We start from the raw sequence: 25,225 nt of genomic DNA, 5'->3' as shown, positions 1-25,225 counted from the left end.
TGAGGCGCCTCCAGGAGAGGCGATCACTCGATAACTTAGCTTAGCCTAACCTAAGTCACACGCCTTTCATTGTGTGGCGCCCGCCACATGCGACCCCGCATCACCTAGGGGAAACGCTAGGGCAAACCCCCATCTCCATAGGTCAGTTGGGAGGATGCGGCGGCCGTACGCGATCGGCGAGGCTCTTCCCATGACGAAGATCAAGCGAAACGCGGCCCTGCTCGCCGCCTCCGCGGCCGTCCTCAGCCTCACCGCGCCACTGGCCGCGACGGCCTCGACTCCAGCCGCCTCCGACACTCCTCCCGCCAAGGCCGAGCCCCTCGACTGGCAGCCGTGCGAGGGCGGCGGCATCGACCCCCGTCAGGAGTGCGCGACCGTCAAAGTCCCCCTGGACTACGCCGACCCGCGGGGCAAGCAGATCGGCATCGCCGTCTCGCGCATCCCCAGTGAGAACCCCGCGGCACGCCGCGGCGCACTGCTCCTGATCCCCGGCGGTCCCGGCGGCTCCGGCATCGACAACCCTTCGGGCAAGGGCCAGAAGCTCCCGCAGGCGGTCCGTGACGCCTACGACCTGATCGGCTTCGACCCCCGCGGTCTCGGCCGCTCGACGCCGGTCAGCTGCGGCCTCGACCACGCAGACCTCGCCACTTCGAGGCTGCGTCCCTGGCCCGCCGCCGACGGTTCCATCACCGAGAACATGAGCGCCGCCCAGCGGTTGTCGGACGCCTGCGCACGCAACGGCGGCGAGCTCCTCCGCCACATCAGCACCGCCAACGAGGCCCGCGACCTGGACCGTGTCCGGGCGGCGCTGGGCGAGCGGAAGATCTCCGCTTGGGGCGTCTCCTACGGAACGTACGTCGGGGCCGTCTACAGCCAGCTCTTCCCGCACCGCACCGACCGCGTGGTCCTGGACAGCAATGACGACCCCGACCCCACGCGCGTCTCGCGGGCCTGGCTCGCCGGTCACGAGCAGGGGGTCGAGGACACCTTCCCGGAGTTCGCCAAGTGGGCCTCGAAACCCGGCAATCCGAACCGCCTGGCCAAGACGGCGGCCGAGGTGCGCCCACTCTTCCTGCGCCTGGCCGCCGAACTCGACCGCGAGCCGATCCCGTGGCCCGGCGCCAACCCCGAGGAGCTCAACGGCAACGTCCTGCGCCAGACCATGCTGAACGCGCTCGACGACCCCGACGACTTCACCGGCCTGGCCGAACTGATGCGGGCCGCCCGGAAGGGCACGGTCCCGCCCGTGCCGCAGGCACCGCCCGAGCAGGTGCTGCAGAACGCCGTCGCGGTGGGCTCCGCGGTCCTCTGCAACGACATCGAGTGGCCCAGGTCGGCCGGCGCGTACGCGAAGGAGGTCGCCGCGAGCCGGTCCAAGTACCCCCTGACCGCCGGGATGCCGAGGAACGCGATGCTGTGCGCGGCCTGGCCGTACCGGCCGAAGGAGGCTCCGGTGCGGATCACCGACAGCGGCCCGTCCAACATCCTCCTCGTCCAGAACGAGCGTGACCCGGTGGCCCCGATCGCCGGCGCCCTCAACCTCCGCAAGGCCCTGGGCAAGCGGGCCATCATGGTGACGCTCGACTCGACCGGCCACGACGCGTATCTCGACAACGGCAACGCGTGCGGCGACCGGACCGTCTCGCACTACCTGGCGACGGGGGAGCGGCCCGCTCGGGACACCTACTGCGCGTAGGGGCGGCAGGCCAGGAGCTCGGCGGTGTCGAGAAAGGGCCGTCCGAGCTCCTCCGCCCCGAAGTCGAGCACATAGAGCCCGGTGGACACCCGCTCAAGAAAGCCCCACTCCCAGATCGCCTCCTCGTCCACCCCGGTCCGATCCGCGAGCAGAGCGCAGTACGAGCGGACCAGCCCGCCGGCCGCGGCCCCGTCCCTCCCCTTCAACTCCGCGCACCAGTCACGGAGTACGACCTCCAGGTCGTACGCGCGCTCGGCGAGGAACCCGTCGGGATCCACGAAGACGAAGCCCGCTTCCGCACCTTCGCGCGGAGTGGGGGCCCGCAACGCGTTGCCGGGATGCGGGTCACCGTGCACGACGACGCAACGGTCGGGGCCGAACGCGGCGGCACGACGCCCGGCAAACACCATCGCCAGGCTCACGACCCGCTCCGAACAGGGCCGCCCAAGGCTCTCCCACAGCCGCCCGACCGTCTCACCCAGGACGCTGGCCTTCTCCGGTCCCGGATCGACGGCACGGGGCACCGACCAGGCCCGCCGGAGCATGGCGCACAGCGTCTCGATCTGCTGCCGAGGGGCCGGCCTCAGTCGCTCCATCGAAGGCCCGAGCGCCTCCTGAAGCATCGCGTGACGTCCGAGATCGTAGGCGAACAGCTGCGCATAGCCCCGCCCCCGCGCGAGGCGAAGGGTCCGCACCTGCCCCGCGAAGTCCGTTGCGGGCAGCGAGAGCTTGAGCACCGCGTCCCGACCGTCGCGGGTCCGCGCCCGCGCCACGTAGGAGGAGGTACCACCGGGCAGCGGCTGCCCGACGGTGATGGACCAGCGCCGCTCCATTTCGCCGATGAGGGCGGGTAGTTCGGCCAGCCACTGTTGTCCTGCCGGTCCGAGGCTGTGGGCCTTCTGGCGTACGAGGGCGTTGGCGGCTACGGCAGCGGGTTCCCCCGGGCGGTGATCCACAGGTCGTACCACTCCTCGTGGGTGAGTTCCGGTTCGCGGGTTACGGCGTCGCGGCAGGCGAGGATGCGGGCGGGGCGGCTGGTGCCGATGACCGGGGTGATGGCTGCGGGGTGGCGTTGGAGCCACCACAGCAGGATGGTCTCCGGTGTCGTCCGCTTGCGGGCGGCGAGCGCGGTGACCAGTTGGGCGGTCGGGGAGTCGCCGCCGCCGGTGTAGCGGCCCCGGGCGAGGGCTCCCCAGGCCTGCAGTTGGATGCCGTTGGTCGTGCAGTATTCGAGCGTTCCGTGCGGGAAGCCGCTGCCGGCCGCGGCGGGTGTGTTCACCAGCACGCCGCCCTCGACCCAGTCACGCCTCTCCAGGCTCATCTCCAGCTGGTTGGCCACCAGCGGTACGTCGAGGTGCGCCTGTAGGTGCGCGATCTGCGCGGCGCTCATGTTCGACACGCCGAACCGGCGGACCAGGCCCTGTCCGTGCAGCGATGCCAGCGCCTTCGCGATCTCCTGCGGGCCGGTCAGCGGATCGGGCCGGTGCAGGAGCAGTACGTCGATCACGTCGGTGCGCAGGCGGGTGAGGCTCTCCTCGACGCGCTGGACGATGCTCGGCCCCCGCAGGTCGTACAGACCGGGCCGCTCGCCGTCGGCGAGACGGATGCCGCACTTGGTCTGCAGGACGATGCGCTCGCGCAGGCCCGGCGCCCTGGCGAGCACTTCGCCGAAGACCGCCTCGGACTTGCCGTGCCGGTAGATGTCGGCGTGGTCGAAGACCGTGATGCCGGCCTCCAGCGCGGCGTCCACCGCGGCCTCGGCCCCGGCGATGTCCTCGGCGGCGTACGGCCGGGTGTCCCAGGTGCCGCCGAGCCCCATGCACCCGTACAGCACACGGCTGGTGCGCACGTCGGTCTGCGATGCCATGTCTCCTCCTCCGTGTCGCTCCGTGATGGACTCGGCCATCGTCGCTCAGTTCCGCAGGGAATCGGCCAGCATTTCCGCGACGGCGAGCACGGGAAGCTGGGTGTTCGCCGCCGGGACCGTCGGCAGGACGGAGGCGTCCACGACCCGCAGGTTCGCCACGCCGCGCACGCGCGCCTCCCCGTCGACCACGGCGAGAGGGTCCTCGGGCCTCCCCATGGCGCAGGTGCCGACGGGGTGCCAGTACGTGCCCGCCCGGGCGCGGAGCTCCTCGTCCGGAAGGCTACGAGGGGAGTGCCCGTCGGCCGGGCCCGCCAGGGACTTCAGGGCTGTGGAGGCCGCCAGTTCCTCGACGATCGCCAGGCCTGCCCGCATGACCGCGATGTCGTGCCCCTCCGGATCGGTGAGGAACGCGGGGTCGATGTCCGGATCCTCGGTGGGATCGGCCGACCGCAGCCGGACCCGGCCGCGGGACGCGGGCTTCATGAGGAGCGCGGAGATGCCCGCCTCGTACTGGCCTAGCGGCAGCCTGCCGAACAGGGGCGGGCCCGCGGAGGGGTTGATGTGCAGGTCCCAGGAGCCTTCGGGGCAGCGCGGGCTCGCCGCCCTGATCAGCATCCGGTTGACGTACAGCTCGCCCGCTTCCTCCTTGGCGGCCAGGCTCGCGTTCAGGCCCCTCGTCGGGGTCAGCGGCACGAAGACGCCGGGCTGGTCGATCAGATGCGCGCCGACGCCGGGCAGGTCGATCTCGGGCCGGATGCCGGACTCCGTGAGGTGGTCGGCGGGTCCGATGCCGCTGCGCATCAGCACGGCGGGCGACCCGAACGTGCCACTCGCCAACAGGTACGTGTCGCCGTGCACGGTCGTCCGGCGTCCGTCCACGGCGACGTCCACGCCGTGCACCCGGCCCGCCCGCACGGTCATCCGGTCCACGACGGCGCCGCCGATGATCGTGAGGTTCGGCCGCGGACGTGCCGCGTGCAGATAGGCGAAGGCCGCGTTCCAGCGCAGCCCGCCCACCGCGTTGAGCAGCGGGGTTCCGTAGCCGGGGCCGCCGCCCGGCGCGGCCATGTCCACTTCCCCGTAACCGAGTTCGCGGGCGCCGCTCAGCGCGGCACGGCTCCAGACGGAATGCTCATGGTCGGGCACCGGCCGCAGCTCCATCTGCTCCACGGCCCTGCGGCGGAAGGGCTCCATCGCGGAGGCCGTCCACCGCGGGCCGCCCGCCCCGGCCCATTCCGCGTGGTCGGCCTCCGAACCCCAGGTGTTCCAGCAGCCGTTGATGCACGAGGAGCCGCCGAGGATGCGGGCGCGGATGCGGTGGACGGGGGCGTGGCGCTCCCACACGTCGTCGCGCGGCAGCGCGCGGGCGTTCAGCACCTTCTGCGGCCAGGCCTGCCGTTCCGGTCCGTAGTCCTGGCCCGCCTCCAGCAGGCAGACCGTCCGCCCGGGGTCCTCGCTGAGGCGGGCCGCGAGGACGCAGCCCGCCACGCCGCCGCCGAGGATGACCACGTCGTAGCCTGCCCGGGCCGCCGCGCCGCTCATGCGCGTTCCTCGGTGCCGCCGTGCGACTTGGCGTCCTGAGCGAGGAGTTGCTCCCGGGAGATGACGTCGGCCCGCGTGGCCGGGACGGTGCACGCGTACGCGCCCGCGATCGCGCCGTAGCGGGCGCACCGCAGGGGTGACTCGCCCGCCAGCCAGCCGAAGAGGTAGCCCGACGCGAAGGCGTCACCGGCGCCGTTGGAGTCCACCACCGGTGCCGGGGGCGTGACGGTCGGTACGTGGGACAGCTCGCCGTCGACCAGGAGATGGGCCCCTTCGGCCCCGGCCGTCGCGACGACCACCTGCGCCCGGCCCCGCGCGGCGATCTGCCGCATGGTCTTCTCCGGGTCCGCCAGGGCGGCGGTCGACAGGAAGACGAGGTCGGCCTCGTAGGCGAAGGCCTCGTGGTACGGCTCGATTCCGTCCCAGTTGTGCAGGTCGGTCGAGACGCTCACCCCCGCCGCGCGCAGCGTGGGCAGGGTGAAGGCGCACGGGTAGGTGAGGGAGACATGGGCGTGCCTGCTCACCGCGGCGAGGGCCTCGACCGTCGCCGGAGGCAGCCGGTCCGCCTCCTGGGAGCGGCTGTCGTCGTACAGTGAGAGGCGCCGCCCGTCGGGGCCGACGAGGTTCACCGCGCGCTTGGTGCCGCCGGGCTGGAGCACCTCGGTGAGCGGGATGCCCCGCTCGCGGTGCAGTGCGCGTACGAGGTCGCCTTCGTGATCGGCGCCGATCATGTCGAGGTGATGTGTGCGCAGGCCCAGGGCCTGCACGCCCATCGCCACGAAGTCACCGGTCTGCCCGGCCCGCATGTCGATCGCGGGCACCATGTAGCTGTCGGCGAAGGGGAGCGGCAGTTCGGGGACGTAGACGATCGAGTCGACACCCGCGCCGCCGAGCACCAGGACGTCGATCCCGCTCTCGGAGATCTCGTTCGCGGACTGGTTCTCAGGGGGCACAGGCGCTCCTCGGCCGGGTCTCTTCGCGGTGACGGATGGATTCCCCGCGCCTGCGGATCGCGTGCGGATCGCGCAGTTCGTGGGCGAGCAGCAGGCGGGCGAGCTCGGCGCGTCGCTGCTCGGGGGCGCCGCGCAGGGACGTGGCGAGCCGTTCGGCGGTGGCCTGGTCGATCGTGTCCTCGTGGGCGAGGAGCCGGGCCATGTCCGCATCGTTCTCGGCGGCAGGGGCGGCAGGAGTCGCCGGCTGCGGGGGGCTCGTGGCCCGGAGCAGCGGCTCGGCGGCCTCGGCCGGCAGGAGCGCCGCGTACCGGGGCAGGTCGGCATCGGCCGCGATCAGCAGCAGGTGCTTGGCCGTCAGTGCCGCCTCCGGGAAGGGCTCGCCGCCCGCGAGCGGGGCAAGGGTGTCGGGGGCGAGGCCGAGGACGCAGCCCGCGTACAGCAGTATCTGCCGGACGCGCGTGCTCTGGGGCGCGTCCGGCAGCAGCGTGGCCGTCCGCTCCAGGAACCCGGCGATCAGCGCGACGGACCCGGTGGTGTCCAGGGTCTGGCCGCCGCGGAAATAGCGCCCCAAGTACGCCTGCCACCAGGCGAGATGCACCTCGTAGAGCTGCGCGACGGTCTGTTCGTACGTGCTGCGGGGCAGCAGTCCCTGCGCGGTGAGTTCGTCGAGCAGGGGCACCAGCTCGCGGTAGACCAGGCGCATCCAGGTGTGCGGGGAGCGCTGGATCCCCCAGCAGTACTCGCCGGTGTGGTCGGCGAGCAGTTCGGCCAGGCTCAGCTCTCCGGCGATCAGTTCGGAGCTGATGCCGGAGGGGGTGACGTCGAAGCGGTAGAAGAGGTCGGAGGACGCGGGCGGCCGTGGGTCGGGCAGCTCGCGGTCGATGAACCGCTCAAGGTCCTCGAAGCCGTGCAGGAGTTCGCCGGAGGCGGGCGTGAGGCGGGGGTGCAGGGGGTTGACGAAGCGCGTCTTGATCTTGGAGATCTCCTCCGAGAGCGCCTGGTAGAGGAAGATCTTGTCGAAGCGGTAGCTGAAGGAGAGCCCGATGTAGGGGAAGACCGTGCAGCTGCGGCATTCGCTGCGCTGCCCCACCTCTTCGTCGCGTACGCGGCGGAACTCCTCGTCCTGCACCAGTTCCAGCAGATCGCGGTCCCAGGCCAGGGAGTTGTCGAAGGCGTGGTAGCAGGGCAGGACCAGGCGGCCGTCGGGACCGACGGTGAGGATGCGCTTGTTGGCGTAGCAGTCGGTGGGCGCGAGCGGGTCCAGGGCCTCCATGTACTTGCGGAAGTGCAGGTTGATCACCGTGAACGGCTGGTAGAGCAGGCGCATCAGCTCGGCGGTGATCGACTCGGAGCCGGTGGCCGGGGCTGGGACGGCGCGCGGCGCCGGTCCCGCGGTGAGCGGCTTGCCGTTCTGCTCGATCAGGGCGATCTTGAGCTTGCGCGCGGTCCGGTTGGTGTCGCGGACGGTGTCCTGCTCGTCGAAGTACTCGAACATCGTGGAGAAGTAGATGGTGACCCGGTTCTCCTGCGCGAAGCGCAGCAGGTCCGCCACCTCGTCCACGTTCTCCCGGGTGACCACGCAGATGAGCTTGAGGTTGCCCGCGTTGGTGGCGGCCACGCGCTGGATCACGTCGAGGGCGCGGTCCAGGGTGGGCACGCCGCGGATGGCGCGGTACCGGTCGGGCTTGAGGGTGTCCAGCGAGACGTTCATGGTGTCGACGTACGGCACGATCGCGTCGATGTGCTTGGCGAAGCGGATGCCGTTGCTGGTGATCTCGACCGCCATGCCGAGCGACTTGGCGTACTGGACGATCTCGTCGATGTGCGGGTGCAGGACGGGCTCGCCGCCGGTGAAGTCCACGTAGCGCACGCCGAGTTGGTGCAACTGGTCCAGGATCTCGCGGGCCCGGTCGGGGGTGAGCTCGTCGTAGCCCTTGAACTTGTCGTCCTGCCAGACGTTGCAGTACCCGCAGAGCGAGTTGCAGCGGAAGGTGATGTAGAAGCGGGCCGACTGCAGGGAGCTGGGCGGGGCTGTGGTGGCTGGTGCCGGGGTGGCTGTCACGGCCGTCTCTCCATCCATGCGGTGGGGTCGAGCGGGGGGCGGCTGCCGTGCCGCCCTGTCCTGGCCGGGATGCAGTCAAACACGTCCGTTGATCGCGATGGAAGAGTTTGTGCAATCTTTCATCGAGCTTGCGGTCCTTGTGGAGCGGGAGGATGCGGGCTTCCGCCTGGTCGCCGTTCAACTCGTGCTTCCCGTGGGGTAGTTCGTGCCCTTGGGGTGGGGTTGACCCTTCAAAGGGCGGCCTCTAGGGTCCGGTTGCAATTGCTTGCTGCAAGACGGCAAAGCGATGCAGGGGCGGTCCCGGGTGGTGCCGTGCGCGAGAGAACCGCACCCGCGCTCGCGTCGGCACCGACACCGGCACCTCGCCCCGGACCCTCATCCCCCCACTCCCCGAGGAGGACTTCGATGCACGGCCGTATGTCGAGATCCCGCAGGACCGTCGCCCTGACCGCCGCTCTGGTGGCCGGCGCGGCGGGCAGTCTCTACGTCGGAGCGCAGCAGCCGACGCAGGCGGCGCCCGCCCCGGTGACGGCGGAGAAGACCGCGGAGGCGAAGAAGCCGCCGAAGAAGCCGGGGAAGACGCCGCCCGGTGCGAAGGACGTCACGGCGGTGATGTTCGAGTGGAACTTCGACTCGATCGCCCGGGCCTGCACGGACACGCTGGGGCCGGCCGGCTACGGCTATGTGCAGACCTCGCCCCCGCAGGAGCGCCTCACCGGCCCGGCCTGGTGGACCGCCTATCAGCCCGTCAGCTACAAGATCTCCTCCCGCCTCGGCGACCGGAGCTCCTTCAAGAGCATGGTGGACACCTGTCACGACGCGGGCGTCAAGGTCGTCGCCGACTCGGTCATCAACCACATGACGAACGCCAAGGGCACCGGCTCGGGCGGCACGGAGTTCACCAAGTACGACTACCCCGGTGTGTACGCCAACGAGGACATGGACAACTGCCAGAGGGAGGTCAAGGACTACACGAAGCGCGAGGAGAGCCAGAACTGCGAACTCGGCGGCCTCGCGGATCTGGACACCGGCGAGGAGCACGTCCGCACGACCATCGCCGGATACCTCAACGACCTCCTGACCCTCGGCGTCGACGGCTTCCGCATCGACGCCGCCAAGCACATGCCCGAGGACGACCTCAAGGCGATCAAGTCGAAGCTCACCGACCCCGGCGTCTACTGGAAGCAGGAGACGCTGCCCGGCCCGGGAGAAGAGGTCCAGCCCGGCGAGTACGTCGGCACCGGCGACGTCCAGGAGTTCACCTACGCCTACCAGCTGAAGGGAGCCTTCGAGAGCGGCAACCTGGCCGGGCTGAAGAACGTCGCGGACGGCAAGCTGCCCTCCGCGTCCGCCGGGGTCTTCGTCGCCAACCACGACACCGAGCGGCAGGGCAACGTCCTCACCTACAAGCAGGGCGCCCCCTACACCCTGGCCCACGTCTTCATGCTGGCCTTCCCCTACGGCTCTCCGGACGTCCACTCCGGCTACGCGTTCACCAACAAGGACGACGGTCCGCCGAACAACAGCGAGGCCGACTGCTCCGGCGACGCCTGGGTGTGCCAGCACGCGCAGAAGAAGATCAGCGGCATGGTCGGCCTCCGCAACGCCGCGGGCGACGCCCAGGTCACCGACTGGTGGGACAACGGCGGCAGCGCCCTCGCCTTCGGACGGGGCAAGAAGGCCTTCGTCGCCATCAACGCGGGCGACGGCGAACTCAAGCAGGCCTTCCAGACCTCCCTGCCCGCCGGCAAGTACTGCGACGTGCAGTCCGGCAAGCGCGTCACCGTCGACGGCAGCGGCCGGGTGGCGGCGGCCGTCGCCGCGAAGAGCGCTCTGGCCCTCCACGTGAACGCCAAGAACTGCTCCGGCAAGAAGCACTGACCAACCATCAGGAGTACGGGGCCACAGCCCTGTTCCCATCCATCCGGTTGCCCGGCGCGTGCGGTGTCCTCCGTGCGCGCCGGGCAACCGGTGTTGTCCGCAACGACCCGAGGAGGACATACCGTGACACGCGCACGATTAAGATCCGTCGCCGCGCTGGCCCTGGCACCGCTGGCGGGGCTCCTGCCCGCTACCCCGGCGACGTCCGCGACGCACCATCCCGCGGCCACCGCGTCGTACCAGACCGCGACGCACACGGCCGCGCCCCCCGGCCTCCCGGCCCCGCCCTCCGACGCCGCACTGGCCGCCCAGCCGTCCCGGCACGACCTGACCCGCGAGCAGTTCTACCTGGTCATGCCCGACCGGTTCGCCAACGGTGACCCCGGCAACGACCGGGGAGGCCTGACCGGAGGACGTGACCGCACCGGTTTCGACCCCTCCGACCCGGCCTTCTTCCAAGGCGGTGACCTCAAGGGCCTCACCGGGAAGCTGGACTACATCAAGGGCCTGGGCACCACGGCGATCTGGATGACCCCGGTCTTCCAGAACATGCCGGCCCAGGAACGGGGCGGGAACACCGTCGGCAACTACCACGGCTACGCGATCACCGACTTCACCCGCGTCGACCCCCACTTCGGCACCGAGGAGGAGCTGGCCACCCTCATCGACAAGGCCCACGCCAAGGGCATGAAGGTCTTCTTCGACGTGGTGACCAACCACACCGCGGACACCATCGGCTTCGCCGAGAAGGAGACCGGCTACCGGTCCGAGGGCGCGCACCCCTATCTGGACACCGAGGGCCGCCCCTTCGACGACGACGCGGGCATGCGTCCGGTGGACGTCGACAGCTTCCCCTACACGCCGTACGTCGCGGACGCCGACCGGGACGCCAAGACGCCGGCCTGGCTCAACGACCCCACGATGTACCACAACCGCGGCGACTCCACCTTCGCCGGGGAGAGCGGCCTGAACGGCGACTTCATGGGCAACGACGACCTGTGGACCGAGCGCCCCGAAGTCGTCGAGGGCATGAAGCGCATCTACGAACGCTGGGTGAAGGACTTCGGCGTCGACGGATTCCGCGTGGACACCGCGAAGAACGTCAACATGGAGTTCTGGACCCAGTGGGCCCGGGCGCTCGACGCCTACGCGGCCGCACACGGCAAAAAGGACTTCTTCATCTTCGCCGAGGCCTTCTCCGCTGACCCCGCCATCACCGCGCCGTACATGACGCGGGGCGGACTCGACGCCACCCTGGACTTCCCCTTCCAGGCCATCGCCCGCAACTCCGCCTCGCGCGAGGGCGCCCCGCGCGACCTGTCGCGTCTCTTCGCACAGGACTACCGCTACACGACCGGCACGGCCAACGCCTATGAGCAGGTGACCTTCCTGGGCAGCCACGACATGGGCCGCATCGGCGGGTTCCTGGCCCGCGACAACCCCGGGGCGAGCGAGGCGGAACTGCTGCGCCGGCACCGCTTCGCCCAGGAGCTGATGATGTTCGCCCGTGGCAACCCCGTCGTGTACGCGGGCGACGAGCAGGGCTTCACCGGCAAGGGCGGCGACAACGCCGCACGCCAGCCCCTGTTCGCCTCCGACGCCGCGGCCTACCGGGACGACGACCAGCTCGGCACCGACCGCACCCATGCCGACGACGCGTACGACACGCGCCATCCGCTGTACCGCGCCATCGCCCGCCTCTCCAAGCTCACCCAGCGCCACCCCGCCCTGCGCGACGGTGTCTTCACCGAACGCCACGCCGGCCCGGCCGACGGGCCCGGGGTGTACGCCTACTCGCGCACCGACGCGCGAAAGCGCATCGAATACGTCGTCGCGCACAACAACGCCGACCGGGCCCGGACCGTACGGATCAAGACGGACTCCGCCCGCATGCACTTCGAGCCGCTGTACGGAACGGCCACCGCTGTCCGCAGTACGGTGGACAAGACGATCACGGTGACCGTTCCCGCGCTCTCGTCCCTGGTCCTGAAGGCCGGCGCACCCCTGCGCAAGCCCGGTTCGCCGCCCGTGGTCGCGCTGAGCGCCCCGGGAGAGGGCGCCACCGGCACGGTCGAGGTCTCCGCCACGCCCAGCGGCGGCGGCCTGAACCGCGTGGTCTTCGCCGCGCAGGTGGGGGACGCCCCCTGGCAGGTGCTCGGCACCGCCGACCACGCCCCCTACAAGGTCACCCAGCAGCTCGCGCCCACCGTGCCCGCGGGTACCGCGCTGCGCTACAAGGCGGTGGTCGTGGACAGCCGGGGCCGCACCGCGCACGCCCTGGCCACCAGCGGCGCGGGCCGCACACCGCCGCCCGTCCCGCCCGCCGTCGAACGCGCCTTCGCCGTCGTGCACTACCAACGGCCCGACGGCGACTACGACGGCTGGCGGCTGAGGACCGGCGCGGGCGGACAGGGCCCGGCCTTCACCGGCCGTGACGCCTTCGGGGCCTTCGCCTGGGTGAAGCTCGACCAGGACGCCGACTCCCTGTCGTACACCGTCGAGAAGGACGGCACCCCCGACGGACCCGAGCGCTCCGTCGACCTGACCCGCACCGGCGAGGTCTGGGTCACGCAGGGGCAGGAAGGCCAGAGCGAACAGCGGCCCGATGGGGCCTATCCGCCGGCGGACGACTCCACGGCGGTCCTGCACTACCACCGCCCGGACGGGAACTACGACGGCTGGGGCCTGCACGTGTGGGACGGGGCGGCCGACCCCTCCGACTGGGACGTACCCGTCGCACCGGTCCGCACCGACGCCTTCGGGCTCGTCTTCGAGGTGCCGCTGAAGCCCGGTGCGAAGAACTTGAGTTACGTCTTCCACAAGCGGGACGAGAAGGACGTCCCCGGCGACGAGTCCCTCGACCTCAAGCTCTTCGGCAGCGAGATCTGGCGGGTGGCGGGCGAGCCGGACCGTCTGACGCCCGCGCTCGGCGGCTCGCTGGGACTCGACCTGTCGGCGTCGCGGGTCCGGTGGCTCGACGAGCACACCGTCGCCTGGCCCAAGGGCGGCGCGGGCATCGCCGGCAGGCAGCTGGTCTACGCCCCCGAGGGCGGCATCACGCTGCGGGACGGGGCACTCTCCGACGAGGGCCACTGGCTGCGTCTGCGGCCCGCCGGGCCCGGCTCCGCGCAGCGGTACCGGGTGGCGGACGGCGAGGTCGTCCTCACCGTCGACCCCCGCGACCGCGACCGGATTCCCGACGCCCGGCGCGCCCGGCAGCTCCTGGCCACCGAGCGCGCCGACGGCGGAGCCCTGCTGGGCGCCGCGGGCGTGGACTGAGCGTCACCGGCCGAGAGCCACCTGGCCGGGAGGCACTCGGCTGACGGGGGCTCAGGGGGAGGCGAACGCGGCGGCCAGGTCGCGGGCGCCTTCCCCCACCCCCCGGACCGCGATGCCCCGCGTGGCGGGGAGCACCGGCAGGAGACCGCTGGACAGGCAGGCGTTTTTCGGCCGCGAGGCATAGCGGCTGCGGGCCTTGGGCACGGGGACCACCAGGCCGGGCGGGACGTCCAGGGCACCGGCGATCACCGTGGCCCACGCGGCGCGGGTGACCCGGTCGGGGCCGCCCAGGTGCAGCACCGGCGGGAGCGGCTCCGGGGAGGTGAGCAGCGCGGCCGTCACCTCGGCCACGTCGTCGACATGGACCGGTGTCGTCCACTGGTCGTCGGGGGCCTCGACCCGCGCGCCGGAGCGCAGCCGGTGGGCGCAGGCGGCGAAGTAGTTGAGCCACTTGCCCGCGTCCGCCGGCTCATGTCCGTAGACGAGGCTGACGCGCAGGGCGACGGCGTCCGCCGCCCTGGCCAGGAGGATTTCCTCCGCGTGGCGCTTCGCGCGGCCGTAGGCGTTCGCCGGGGAGACCGGCGTGTGCTCGTCGTGACCGGGCGAACGGCCGTCGAAGACGTTGTCCGTGGAGATCAGGACGACGCGTGAACGCCCGCCCAGCGAGGAGAAGTTGGCCGCGACGGCGGCGTGCGCGGCGTCCGCTGCCGCGGCGTGCTCCTCGCACCAGGTGACGTCCGAGGGGCCGTGCACCAGGACGACCCGCCGCGGCCGCAGCCGGGACACGAGCCGCCCGCAGGCCTCCGGGTCGGTGGCATCGAGGGCGGCCCAGCGCGCCCCGTACCGCTCGGGCGGCTGGGCCGGACGGCCGCGCGAGACGAGCGTCACCGCGTGCCCCGCCGAGGCCAGGCGGCGGGCGATGCCCGTCCCGACGAAACCGCTGCCGACGACGAGCGTGGCCGCCCGGATCACCGGGCGGCCCGCTCGGTCGGCACGGCGCCCTGGGCGGCCAGCAGACGGCCCGCGCCGATCAGACCGTGGTCGTCGTCGGCCACGCCGAGCGCGACCATCGCGTCGATGCGGTCCGCGGTCAGACCGAAACAGCCCTGCCGGACCAACTCCTCCACCAGGAGCCGGCGATAGCGTTCCCCGACGGCCAGCGCGAAACCGCCGACCACGATGTACCGGCACACCCCCACCGCGGTGAAGACGGCACAGATCGCCTGGGCGAGGTGCACCAGGGCGGCCCGCAGGATGCCGGTGGAGAACGCGTCGCCCTCGGCCAGCGCCCTGGCCAGGGCCGGGTTCTCGATGCGGTCGGCGCGGCCTTCGCACAGCGCCGCGAGCCGTGACGCGGCGAAGCCGGCGGGGTCGGCGGCCGCCGTGCGCCGCGCCGCGGCCAGGACCCCGCGGCCGGAGGCGATGGCGCCCAGATGGCCGCGTCCGCCGCAGTCGCAGAGCGGCGCGCCGGGGGAGGGGTCGCAGACCCAGTGGCCGAGTTCACCGCCGTGGCCCCCGGCGTCCAGGAGCACGTCCCCGCCGCGGAAGACCTTGTTCCCGATGCCCGAGCTGACGGTCAGCAGACAGAACGGCTCCGGCTCCGTGGCCGCGTAGCGCCAGGCCGCCGCCGTCAGGTCGTTGACGACGGAGACCGGCGTACCGAGCCGCAGGGTGAGCAGCTCGGCCAGCGGCAGCGGTTCGCCGCGCCGCCCCCACACCGTCGGCGCCGCCAGGACCAGCCCGTCGGCCGTGACCGGCCCGGCGAAGGCGACCCCGACCGGGGCCGCAGCCAGGTCGGCCGTGTGGCGGGCGACTTCGCGCACGATCTGGTCGACCACCCGCTCCTGGAGCACCGGAACCGGGGCCCCCGGATAGCGTGCCATGCCGTCGACGGGCACTCTGCGCACGCGGGAGACCTCCCCGCTCGCGGGGGCGTAACGCCCCACCCGGAGCGTGGTGCCGCCCACGTCGACCACCGTGAACGCGTCGTCAGTCATGGTGATGGGCACGGAGTTCCTCCTCGAAGACCAGCAGGTGCAGAGCGGTGTCGCGGTCGTTGAGCAGCCCGTGCTCGCCGTGCGGGCGGTTGACGACGACGTCGCCGGGACCGACCCGGAACTCCTCGCCGTCCCGGTACATCAGGCCGCTGCCGCTGAGGACGATGTAGGTCTCGCGGTCGGCGCCGTGCCGGTGGCGGCCGATGGAGGTGCCGGGCGGCAGCACGGCGAGGTCGATGAACTCCGCGCCGGGGCCGCCGGGTTCGCGGGCGAACACACGGTGGGCCAGGATCGTCCCGAGGCCGCCGTGGTCGTGCTGCTTGCCGGACAGGAGCGCGTTCAGGTTCGGCAGGGGCCCGGTCACCGTCCCGCTCCCTTCGCGGCCCGCGCGGCCAGGGCGTCGAGGGCGGCCCGCAATGTCTCCAGCGGGATGTCCTCCAGGTCGTCGACGAAGGCCGCCTTGCCGATCGCCGTGGGCACCACCAGGTGGAGCCTGCGGCCCCGGCGCTGCCAGGTGGCCCGCAGGGCCTGGGTCATCTGATCGGGGGTGCAGGTCGCGGCGTCGAACACGGGAAGTCCGATCCGCTCCAGGAGCGCGACGACCCGTTCGCAGGTCTCGGCGTCGGTGAGCCCCAGCAGCCGCGCCAGATGGGCGGAGAGCGCCATGTCGACGGCGACCGCCTCGCCGTGTTCGAGACGATGGCCGCCCGCGGTCTCGATCACGGGGCTGAAGGTGTGACCGAAGTCCACCAGGCGGGCCAGCTCGTGCTCGCGCAGGTTGGGGCATAGCTCCTCCATCATCAGCCGCATGGAGGTGCGGACCACGTAGGTCTCCAGCTCGGCGTCGGGCCGGTGCCCGGACCGCAGGAAGACGTCGGGGTGCCGCTCCAGGGAGCGGAACAGGTCGCCGTCGAGGATCACCGCCATCTTCACGATCTCGGCGAGACCGCAGCGGATCTCACGGGCGGGCAGGGTGCCCAGGAGCGCCGGGTCGTTCAAGGAGGCGTGGGCCGGGTGATAGGCGCCGAACATGTTCTTCGTGTGCAGGCCGTTGACCCCGGTCTTGACGCCGACCCCGACGTCGACCTGGCCCACCAGCGTGGTGTTGACCTTGATGTAGCGGATGCCGCGGGCGTACATGGACGCGGCGAAGCCGACGATGTCCGCGACGATGCCGCCGCCCACCGCGAGCATCACCCCGTGCCGGTCGAGACCGGCCGCCTTGGCGGTCGCGCACACCTTCTCGGCCGAAGCGAGCGACTTGTTGTGCTCGCCGGACGGGATGGGATGCACGCTCCAGTGTCCCGGGTCCAGGTGCGCGCCGAGATAGGCGCGCAGCTGCCGTCCGTAGAGGCGGTCCACCGTGGGGCCGACGAAGGCCACCACGCGGCGCCCTTCGACGTAGCGGGCGAGGAGCGGATTGTCCGGGGAGAAGACCCCGTCGGTGACGTCGACCCGGTAACCGGTGCCGTCCGGTGCGTGCAGGTCGAAGCCCCCGGCGTCCTCACGGACGCCCTCGGCCTCGGCCAGGGCCAGGCTTGCCATGTCTCTCCTCGGTCTTCGTTCGAGTCTCGGTGCGGTGTGGTTCCGGATCCGGGCGTGGCGCCAGATCCGCGAATACGCGGGCGATCTTCCGTACGAGGGGTACGTCGGGCAGCTCCTCCAGGGCCACCGGCCGGCCGTGCTGATCCGCCACCGGGAGCCGCCAGTTGGGGTGCACGGTCGCGGTGCCGGGAAGGTTCTGCGGGCGGCGGTCACCGGTGGCGTCCGGGAGCCAAACGCCGAGCATCCGGGCCGGGGTGAGCAGCAGGAACCGGTGCAGGGCGGCCACCTCGCCCTCCGGCGCCGGCAGCAGCCCGAGCCGCTCCAGTTCGGCCAGCCAGCCGTCGCGTTCCGCGGCGGCCTCCGCCTTCTCCTCGGCCGCGGGGCGGGTCAGCAGGCCGAGCCGCTCGCGGAGTTCCACGTGCTCGCCGGTGAGCCAGGCCGCGGTGCTCGGCAGGTCATGGGTGGTGAGCGTGGCCAGGCAGTTCTCGCGCCATTCGGCGGGCGGCAACGGGCCGTGCCGGCCGGCGCTGCCGCCGAGGTACTCGAAGCGCTGCACCGAAGTGCCCAGGATGCCCCGCGCGGTGAGCTCCTCGCGCACGCCGTCCTCGACGGTGCCCAGATCCTCGCCGATCACGCTCGCCCCCGCCCGGTGGGCCTCCAGGGCGAGCACCCCCAGCATGGCCTGCGCGTCGTAGCGGACGTACGTGCCCTCGGAGGGCGGGCGCCCCTCGGGAATCCACCAGAGCCGGAACAGGCCCATGACATGGTCCACGCGGAGCGCTCCCGCGTGCCGCAGGCCCGCGCGCAGCAGTTCGGCGAAGGGCCGGTAGCCCTCGGCGGCCAGCGCGTCGGGGCGCCAGGGCGGCTGCCCCCAGTCCTGGCCGTGCGGATTGAAGTCGTCGGGCGGCGCGCCCACGCTCATCCCGGCGGCCAGACAGTGCCGCAGGGCCCAGGCGTCGGCGCCCTCGGGCGCGACACCGACCGCGAGGTCGTGCACCAGCCCCACGGCCATGCCCGCGTCCAGCGCCGCCGCCTGCGCGGCGGCGAGCTGCTGATCGGTGATCCACGCCAGCCAGCGGTGGAAACCGACGGCCCCCACGAGCTCCTCGCGGGCCCGTGCCACGGCCGGGGAGCGCGGATCGCGCAGCTCGCCCGGCCAGGTCCGCCAGTCGGCGCCGTGCACCTCGGCCAGGGCGCACCAGGTGGCGAAGTCGGTGAGCCCCTCGCCCTCGCGGGCGACGAAGGCGGCGAACTCCGCGGCGCGGCCGGAGGAGAGCGGCACCTCGTGCACCGACCGCAGGGCCCGGTGCTTGAGGTCACGCACCGTCTCGCGGTCGATGAGCGAACTGCCCTCCAGCACCGCTTCGTTGAGCGCGCGGGCGCGGGCGGCGAGACCGTCGACGCTGGAGCGCGCCAGCGGCCCGAGTAGCCCGTACTCCGGCACCGCCTCCACCCGGACGTGCATCGGGTCCGGGAACCGGCGCGAACTGGGGCGGTACGGCGACGGGTCGGGCAGCGGCCCCGGAGTGGCGGCGTGCAGCGGTCCGAGCTGGACGAAGCCGGCGCCCAGCGAGCGCCCCGACCACGCGGCCAGTTCGGCGAGGTCCGCCAGGTCGCCCATGCCCCAGGAGCGGCGCGAGAGCACGGAGTAGAGCTGGACGAGGAAGCCCCAGGTGCGGTGCTCGGGCAGGGCGAGGCGGTCGGGGACCGCCAGGAGCGGCGCGCGGGCGCCGCGCTGCCCCACGCGCACGTGCAGGGTGTGGTGGCCGGGCGGCAGAGGAGCGTCCGGGGACACCAGGCGACCGTCCTCCAGCTCCACCTCGGCGTCCCCGGGCAAAGGCCCCGGCAGGAGCACCCCACCGCCGTGGGCGCGGGTCACGACGCAGGGAGGCAGCAGCCGTGCCGCCTCCACGCGCCGGTGGGCGTCCAGGGCGCCGCGCGCCGCCCTCGGGGTGGAGGCGTCCACTCCACAGGCGGCGAGCACGGCGACCAGGGTCTCGGGGGACACGACGGCCCGCTGCCCCCGGTCGGTGGTGTAGCCGGTGGCCACGCCGTGCGCGCGGGCGAGCGCGGTGAGGGCGTCGGTCACGGGCGGGCCTCGGCGCTCTCGGTGCCTGCTGCTTGCGGGGTGTCCCCGGCGCGTCCGCCACCGAGGGGAGCAGGCGAAGCAGACTCGAAGAGCCGCTCCAGGACGACCGCGACCCCGTCCTCGTCGTTGCCGGGTGCGATCTCGTCGGCCATGGCGCGCAGCTCGGCGTGCGCGTTGGCGACGGCCACCCCGTGTCCGGCCCAGGCCAGCAGCGGAACGTCGTTGGGCATGTCCCCGAAGGCGATGGTGTCGGCGCCCGTGAACCCCAGGAGCCGCGCGGCCCGTGCCACGCCCGCGCCCTTGGTGACGCCGGGCGGCAGCACCTCCACCATGCCCTTCACCGAATGCACCACGGAGACCGCGTCGCCGAACAAGGCCCGCACGGTGGCGGTCAGTTCGTCCTCGGGCACGGCGGGGTGGTGCAGGACCAGCTTGTCGATGGGCGAGGCCCACAGCAGCGCCCGGTCGGTCGTGACGTCCCAGCCGTGCCGCACGCGCTCGCCGAAACCGGGAGTGACCTTGAAGCGGCTCTCGGGCGGGGCGGTGACGACGCCGAGTTCGAGACGGCCGAGCGCCGCCTCCACCCGCTCGACCACCTCGCGGGCGAGGTCGCGGTCGAGCGCCGCCGAGTCGATCAGCCGGTCGGCGGCCGCGTCGTAGAGCTGGGCGCCCTGCCCGCAGACGGCGAGCCCCCGATAGCCGAGAGCGGCCAGGAACTCCTTGCAGGCCGTGGCGGGGCGTCCGGTGACGACCAGGTGGTGCGCACCGGCCTCCTGGACGAGGGCGAGCGCCCGTCGTGTGCGCTCCGACACCGACAGATCGCCGCGCAGCAATGTGCCGTCCAGATCCGTGGCGACCACCCGGAAGGGGGGTTCGGTCACCGGGACGGTGTCCCAGGTGACCCGCCCCGATGCGAGCGTCAGCATCAGGACGAGCTCGGGGCCGACCGGCGGCCCGTCGAGCCTCCCGCGAAAGACGTCGTCACCGGCCGGTTCGAGCGCCACCAGCGCGGCACCGTATCCCGACGGAACCGCCTCGTCGGAGGCCAGGGCCTCGGCGGCGGACTCCAGCGCCGCGGCGGGCGCCGGGGCTCCGCCCGCACCGGCCGCGACCTCCACCCGTTCGAGTCCCGGATGGCGGTAGGTCACCGTCAGGGCGCCGTCCGGCGTGCGGGTCACCCGGCAGCGCTCACGGACCCGGTCCAGCAGGTCGGGGCGGTCCGCGGCGCGGGCCACCTCCGCGCAGCGGACGAAGTCGGCCCGCCCGTGGGCGGCCTCGAAGAGCCGCTCGTACGCGGTCCCGTCCAGCGGCGCGACCCGGCCGTAGGCCACGGCGTCCCCCAGGGCGGCCGCGGTGTCGGCGATGAGGTCGCGATGCTCGCGCCAGGACGCGTCGGGCAGTTGATCGAACCAGCCGTGGCGGATGACCTCCTCGGCCGGCAGGCGGGGCCGCTCGCCCCGGACCAGGCCGGTGAAGGCCGCCAGGTGCAGCTCGGCGGCGCGTGCCCAGGTGAACTCCCGGGCCGTGCGGCGGGAGTTGGCCGACAGACGGGCATAGCCGTCGGGGTCCTCGCGGAACAGCGCGGCGGCCTCCCGGATGCGTACGGCGAGCTCCCGGGCGAGCGCCCGGTCGTCGTCGCGGAACGAGCCGCGCACCCGGAAGCCGGTCGCCGCCGGGTCCGTGAGCGGCAGGGTGTGCAGGAAGTGCCCGGTGACCTGCTGGGCCGTGGCGATCGGCACGGCCCCGCAGGCCATGGCCTCGGCCTGGGCGATGAGGAAGCCGTCCAGCTCGTACTTGGAGGGGTAGACGCAGAAGTCGGCGACGGCGGCGTGGGCGAAGAGGGTGTCCTCGTCGGCGAGCCGCCAGTCCAGGTGGACCTGGCCCGGGTGGCGGTCGGCGATCTGCTGGAAGTACGCGTTGGCCGCGGTCGGCGCGTCCTGGCCGCCCCCGCCGGTCGAGCAGCGGATGACGAAGCTGAGGTCGGGGTCGGTGGCGAGGACCTCCTCGATCGCCCGCATCAGCTCCAACTGCCCCTTGTGGTGCACCGCGTAGCGGGCCGCGTGGTAGAAGACGGGCCGTGCCGGATCGAGCCCGAGGGAGCCGAGCACGTGCTCCCGGTCGATGGCGCCGGGGTCCCGTGCCAGCCAGCTGTCCGAGATGCCGCAGCCGCCGAGGAAGAGCTTGTCCGGCTGCTCACGCACCTGCCGGGCGATCGGCAGCGTGTGGAAGAGGGCCTCGAAGGGAGTGTCGCGGAAGGTGCTGTAGTAGGCGCGCTGACCGGGCGACACGAAGCCGACCAGATCGGCGTGTGCGGCGATCAGCGGGAACAGACCCACGTAGTCGGGGCCGTACTCGACGTGCATCCGGGTGCCCGCCAGGGCCTTGGACATCACCGCCGCCGCGCTGCCCTCGGCGGGCGGTGGCGCGTCGAGGACGTCGAGGTCCACCGTGTCGCGGACCCCGAACAGGTCGAGGAGACGTTCGACCTGCGGCCGGTAGATCTTCTGCGCGACGGGCGCGTTGGCGGCGACCGTGCCTGCGGTGTGGCGCGACGGATCGGCGGCGAGCACCGGTGGCAGGAGGTAGTGGTAGTACGGCTCGAAGCCGTGCACCACGGCGGGCTCGGCGCCACCGCACTCCTCGATGAAGTGCAGGGCGTCCACCTGGAAGACCAGCGGTTTGAAGTGGGACAGGTCCCGGCCCTCCATGCTGGGCGGAGGGTAGAGGCGGTCCGGGAGCAGATCGAGGTACGAGTTGGAGAGGAAGTAGACGTCCACGCCGTCGAGGCGCAGCCGGTGCGCGCGCGTGGTCAGGTCGAGCGTGAGCTCGGCCGGATGGTCGGGCCACACCTTGGGATCGAGGACCAGCGGCACGGCGTGCCGGTGGACGTACTGCGTCTCCTCGATCTCGAAGCGGTCCCGCAGCGCGTCGAGCAGGCCGTGCGCCGGGGTGACGACCGAGACGCGGTGGCCGCGCGCCGCGTAGGCCCGCGAGAGGTTCCAGACGAGCGGCGAGAGGCCGCCGCGCATCAGTCGGCCGTCGAAGCCGCCGCACTCGAAGGAGACCTGGATGACGTGCACCGGACGGTCGGTGGCTGTGCTGGGGTTCATGCCGCTGCTCCCTCGGTCACCTGCTGGACCGTGCCGTCCTCGAGGACCACCGCCGAGTCGATGTCGGCGTCCGGGGGGATCGCGGCGCCGGGCAGGACGACACTGCGCCGCACCCGCGCGCCCGCTCCGACGCGTACGCCGGGGAAGAGCACGCTCTGCTCCACCAGACCGTCGTTGAGCAGGTCCGCGGGCACCACCGAGTCGCGCACCCCGGGGCCCTCGGCCACCCGCTCGCGCCGCAACTCGGGAGCGAGGGTCCACGGCATCCGCCCGACGGGCAGACCGGGCGCGGGCGTCCGGGCCAGGGCGAGATGCGCCCGGTGGTAGCGCTCGACCGTGCCGATGTCCTCCCAGTGGCCGACGACCTCATGGCCGCGGATGTGCTCACCGGCCGCGAGCATCGACGGGATCACGTCGCGGCTGATGTCGTGCTGCCAGTCCGTGCCGTCGAGGAGTTCCAGATGGCGTCGCAGCACGCGCGCGTCGAAGACGCAGAAGGCCGCGAACACCAGGTCGCTGGTGGGTTTCTCGGGCTTCTCGACGAACGCGGTCAGATGCCCGGCGGCATCGAACTCGACCATGCCGAACAGATGCACCCAGCGCGGTTCGATGCGCTGGTACGCCAGGGTCAGCGCCGCGCCCGAGGCCCGGTGCTCCTCGATCAGTGGCCCGTGGTCGAAGCGGTAGACGTGGTCGGCGTGCAGCACCAGGACGTGCTCGGCGCCGCCCCCGAAGACGTAGTCGCTCTTGCGGATGAGCGCGTCGGCCGTGCCACGCTCCAACGGCCAGGTACGGGAAGGCAGTTCGGGCGGCAGGCGGTGCGCGGCCCGCCGGTAGGCGTCGTCGTACGGGCCGAAGTGCACCCGGAAGTCCGGCGCCGTGTTCCACACCCGGTGCAGATCGTCCATGAGCTGCCGCTCCTCGTACTGGGAGAGCAGCAGCACCTCGCCGAGGCCCGAGGCCTGTGCGTTGGCGAGGCTGAAGTCGATCAGGCGGCAGGCTCCTCCGTACGGCACGAGCGGCTTGAGCCGTCCGGCGCCGAGGGGACCCATGCGTCTGCCCTCGCCGCCCGCGAGGAGGACTGCGCGGACCGCGTTCGTGTCAGCCATGCCGCACCTCGTCCCAGGTCACGCGCCCGGAGGACAGCGTCAGGAGCAGCCAGGCGCCGGGGCGGTCCGGCGCGGGGCCGGTGAACTCCCCGCCGCCCACGGAAGTCAGCGGCCGGACGTCGGGCAGGGCGCGGGCCCCGGCGCCGCGCGGCGCGGGCACGACCAGTTCGACGCGGTCGGCGTGCGGCAGCCGGTAGGTGAGGCGCCCGTCGTCGAGAGCGGTGCACCGGGTGCGCAGGCGCGCCACGTCCTCCTCGGGCACGGCGTCGGGCAGGCGTTCCACCACCCGCTCGCAGGCGGCGAAGTCGGCGCGCTGCCAGGCGGCGTGGAAGAGGCGGCGCGCCGCGGCGCCGTCCAGCGGGGCACACCGTTCGTAGGCCGCGAGGTCGCCGTGCTCGACCGCCGCGTCCGGGGTGAGCCGCTCCTCGGGCAGCAGGTCCCACCAGCCGTGGCGCAGGGCGCGTTCGGCGGGCAGCTGGGCCGGTTCGCCCCGCCACAGCCGGGTGAAGGCGGCCAGGTGCAGGTCCGCACAGTGCTGCCAGGTGAAGACGCGGGCGACGGCGGCGGCCCGGCGTGCCAGTTCGCGGTAGCGGTCCGGGTCCTCGGCCCACAGCGTGACCGCTTCGCGGATCCGGTCGGCGAGCGCGGCGGTCAGCAGTCCGTCGTCCTCGGCGAACGACCGGTTCACCGCGAAGCCGGTCGTCGTGGCGGGCCCGTCCGCGTGCCGGAAGTGGGCCATGCCCCGCTGGTCCGTGGCGATGGGTACCGCGCCGACGGCCATCGCCTCGCCCTGCGCGATGAGGAAGGTGTCCATCTCGAACTTGGACGGGAAGAGGCAGAAGTCGGATGCGGCGGCGTAGTCGAAGACCCGCCGCTCGTCCACGCGTTCCCACTCCAGGTGCAGCCGTCCCGCGTGCCGCCGGGCGATCTCGTGGAAGAAGGGGTCGTCGATGCCGTTGCCGGAGATGCAGCGCACCACGAAGTTGGCCGCGAGTCCCTCGGTGAGGACGCGGTCCACGGCGCGCACCAACTCCACCTGGCCCTTGTGGTGCACGGCGTAGCGGGCGTTGTGGAAGAAGGTGGGCAGGGCTGGATCGAGGCCGAGGCCGCCGAGCACCTTCTCGCGGTCGACGTCCGCCGGGTCCATGCCGAGCCACTCGTCGGAGATGGCGCAGCCGCCCACGAACATCTTGTGCGCGTTGCGCCGTACGACCCCGGAGATCGGGAGCCGGGCGAAGAGCTGCTCGAAGGGGGTGTCGCGGAAGGAGGCGTAGAAGTCCAGCTGTCCTTCGGAGAGGAAGTCGATCAAGTCGGCGTGCTCGGCGGTCAGTTCGTAGATCGCCACATGGTCCGGCGGGTAGTCGTAGTGCAGATGGGTCAGCTGCTGGTACTGCCGCGGTGCCTCGGGGAGTCCGTCGGCGGCGTCGGGCGCGGGCAGCGCGCGGTCCACGCCGAGCACCTCGAACAGCCGGCGCACCTTGGGCGCGTACACCTTCTTGGTGATCGGCATGTTGCTCTGCACGTTGCTGACGACCAGCTTCGTCGGGTCGTCGCGCAGGGCGGCGGGCAGCAGGTAGTGGTAGTACGGCTCATGGGTGTGGACCAGGGCCTTCTCGTCGCCGAACCAGCTGCGCAGGAAGCGCACGCTGTCCATCTGGAAGACGAGGGGCTTGAAGAAGACCAGGTCGCTGCCCTTGGCGGAGTACGGCGGGTAGAAGGTGTCGGGCAGCTGGTTCAGGTACGCGTCGGCGAGGAAGTACAGGTCGACGCCGTCGAGCCGGATGCGGTGCGCGGTGGTGCGCAGCTCCAGGGAGACCTCGGCGGGGAATCCCCGCCACACCTGCGGGTCGAGCACGATCGGCACCGTGTGGACGTCCTCGTAGGGCAGGTCCTCGACCTCGTACCGCGCACGCAGGTCGTCGAGCCTGCCGTGGGCGGGGGTGACGATGGAGACCCGGTGGCCGCGCGCGGCGAACTCCCGGGAGAGGTTCCACAGGTACACCGAGGTGCCGCCCTGCAGAAAGGTGTGGTCGAAGCCGCAGCACTCGAAGTAGGTCTCGATGATGTGCAGGCGCGGATCGGTCGGCTCGGTCAC

14 protein-coding genes and 2 pseudogenes are annotated in these 25,225 nt (G+C 72.4%); 3 read left to right on the top strand and 13 right to left on the bottom strand.

What is annotated here, in order from left to right; translation table 11 throughout:
* Window positions 1-190: 190 nt before the first annotated feature.
* Entirely contained in the window at window positions 191-1,696 is a 1,506-nt protein-coding gene (locus ACIGXX_RS35125; protein ID WP_361467409.1) for an alpha/beta hydrolase, read from the top strand.
* Here ACIGXX_RS35125 and ACIGXX_RS35120 read toward each other — a convergent pair.
* From ACIGXX_RS35120 to ACIGXX_RS35100, 5 genes are read right to left on the bottom strand one after another with little or no spacing between them, the layout of a single operon-like run.
* Window positions 1,684-2,652: an aminoglycoside phosphotransferase family protein gene (locus tag ACIGXX_RS35120; protein ID WP_399981875.1), complete on the bottom strand. Its 969-nt coding sequence runs from the start codon at window positions 2,650-2,652 to the stop codon at window positions 1,684-1,686. The genes ACIGXX_RS35125 and ACIGXX_RS35120 overlap by 13 nt on opposite strands.
* Window positions 2,619-3,563, bottom strand: coding sequence for an aldo/keto reductase (locus ACIGXX_RS35115; protein WP_351169452.1), 945 nt, complete (start codon window positions 3,561-3,563; stop codon window positions 2,619-2,621). Before ACIGXX_RS35115 ends, ACIGXX_RS35120 begins: the two co-directional genes overlap by 34 nt.
* A 45-nt stretch (window positions 3,564-3,608) precedes the next feature.
* Complete coding sequence (locus tag ACIGXX_RS35110; protein WP_399981872.1) at window positions 3,609-5,105, bottom strand: GMC family oxidoreductase; 1,497 nt, start codon at window positions 5,103-5,105, stop codon at window positions 3,609-3,611.
* Entirely contained in the window at window positions 5,102-6,058 is a 957-nt protein-coding gene (locus tag ACIGXX_RS35105; protein WP_399981869.1) for an adenosine kinase, read from the bottom strand. The genes ACIGXX_RS35110 and ACIGXX_RS35105 overlap by 4 nt, the downstream gene beginning before the upstream one ends.
* On the bottom strand, window positions 6,048-8,120 hold the full coding sequence (locus ACIGXX_RS35100) for a radical SAM protein (RefSeq protein WP_366464074.1): 2,073 nt from the start codon (window positions 8,118-8,120) through the stop codon (window positions 6,048-6,050). The genes ACIGXX_RS35105 and ACIGXX_RS35100 overlap by 11 nt, the downstream gene beginning before the upstream one ends.
* A gap of 405 nt (window positions 8,121-8,525) precedes the next feature.
* Between ACIGXX_RS35100 and ACIGXX_RS35095 the strand changes: the two are divergent.
* Both ACIGXX_RS35095 and ACIGXX_RS35090 read left to right on the top strand, forming a co-directional pair.
* A pseudogene (locus tag ACIGXX_RS35095) lies at window positions 8,526-9,989 on the top strand (alpha-amylase family protein); the annotation flags it as partial.
* Between the two features lie 135 nt (window positions 9,990-10,124).
* A pseudogene (locus ACIGXX_RS35090) lies at window positions 10,125-13,274 on the top strand (alpha-amylase family glycosyl hydrolase); the annotation flags it as partial.
* A gap of 57 nt (window positions 13,275-13,331) precedes the next feature.
* On the opposite strand, the gene ACIGXX_RS35085 reads toward ACIGXX_RS35090, so the two are convergent.
* From ACIGXX_RS35085 to ACIGXX_RS35050, 8 genes are read right to left on the bottom strand one after another with little or no spacing between them, the layout of a single operon-like run.
* Window positions 13,332-14,252: a sugar nucleotide-binding protein gene (locus ACIGXX_RS35085; protein ID WP_351169440.1), complete on the bottom strand. Its 921-nt coding sequence runs from the start codon at window positions 14,250-14,252 to the stop codon at window positions 13,332-13,334.
* Window positions 14,249-15,289, bottom strand: coding sequence for an ROK family protein (locus ACIGXX_RS35080; protein WP_351169437.1), 1,041 nt, complete (start codon window positions 15,287-15,289; stop codon window positions 14,249-14,251). Before ACIGXX_RS35080 ends, ACIGXX_RS35085 begins: the two co-directional genes overlap by 4 nt.
* A complete protein-coding gene (locus tag ACIGXX_RS35075; RefSeq protein ID WP_351169434.1) occupies window positions 15,270-15,641 on the bottom strand; it encodes a cupin domain-containing protein in 372 nt (123 codons plus the stop codon). Before ACIGXX_RS35075 ends, ACIGXX_RS35080 begins: the two co-directional genes overlap by 20 nt.
* A complete protein-coding gene (locus ACIGXX_RS35070) occupies window positions 15,638-16,822 on the bottom strand; it encodes a sedoheptulose 7-phosphate cyclase (protein ID WP_351169431.1) in 1,185 nt (394 codons plus the stop codon). The genes ACIGXX_RS35075 and ACIGXX_RS35070 overlap by 4 nt, the downstream gene beginning before the upstream one ends.
* A complete protein-coding gene (gene malQ / locus ACIGXX_RS35065; RefSeq protein ID WP_399981863.1) occupies window positions 16,782-18,911 on the bottom strand; it encodes a 4-alpha-glucanotransferase in 2,130 nt (709 codons plus the stop codon). Before malQ ends, ACIGXX_RS35070 begins: the two co-directional genes overlap by 41 nt.
* Entirely contained in the window at window positions 18,908-22,021 is a 3,114-nt protein-coding gene (locus ACIGXX_RS35060) for an HAD-IIB family hydrolase (protein ID WP_399981860.1), read from the bottom strand. Before ACIGXX_RS35060 ends, malQ begins: the two co-directional genes overlap by 4 nt.
* The gene (locus tag ACIGXX_RS35055; RefSeq protein WP_399981858.1) at window positions 22,018-23,130 is read right to left on the bottom strand and encodes a sugar phosphate nucleotidyltransferase; all 1,113 of its coding nucleotides are present in this window, start codon (window positions 23,128-23,130) and stop codon (window positions 22,018-22,020) included. Before ACIGXX_RS35055 ends, ACIGXX_RS35060 begins: the two co-directional genes overlap by 4 nt.
* The gene (locus ACIGXX_RS35050) at window positions 23,123-25,225 is read right to left on the bottom strand and encodes a glycosyltransferase (protein WP_399981855.1); all 2,103 of its coding nucleotides are present in this window, start codon (window positions 25,223-25,225) and stop codon (window positions 23,123-23,125) included. The genes ACIGXX_RS35055 and ACIGXX_RS35050 overlap by 8 nt, the downstream gene beginning before the upstream one ends.

The organism is Streptomyces sp. NPDC055243 (assembly GCF_044544025.1).
GTDB lineage: Bacteria > Actinomycetota > Actinomycetes > Streptomycetales > Streptomycetaceae > Streptomyces.
This window is presented reverse-complemented; position numbering and strand designations above follow the sequence as displayed.

What these genes read in the sequence shown, in the direction of transcription:
- ACIGXX_RS35055 (WP_399981858.1), bottom strand. Translation starts at nt 23,130, where the DNA reads ATGGCTGACACGAACGCGGTCCGCGCAGTCCTCCTCGCGGGCGGCGAG.
- ACIGXX_RS35070 (WP_351169431.1), bottom strand. Translation starts at nt 16,822, where the DNA reads ATGGCAAGCCTGGCCCTGGCCGAGGCCGAGGGCGTCCGTGAGGACGCC.
- ACIGXX_RS35060 (WP_399981860.1), bottom strand. Translation starts at nt 22,021, where the DNA reads ATGAACCCCAGCACAGCCACCGACCGTCCGGTGCACGTCATCCAGGTC.
- ACIGXX_RS35125 (WP_361467409.1), top strand. Translation starts at nt 191, where the DNA reads ATGACGAAGATCAAGCGAAACGCGGCCCTGCTCGCCGCCTCCGCGGCC.
- ACIGXX_RS35110 (WP_399981872.1), bottom strand. Translation starts at nt 5,105, where the DNA reads ATGAGCGGCGCGGCGGCCCGGGCAGGCTACGACGTGGTCATCCTCGGC.
- ACIGXX_RS35115 (WP_351169452.1), bottom strand. Translation starts at nt 3,563, where the DNA reads ATGGCATCGCAGACCGACGTGCGCACCAGCCGTGTGCTGTACGGGTGC.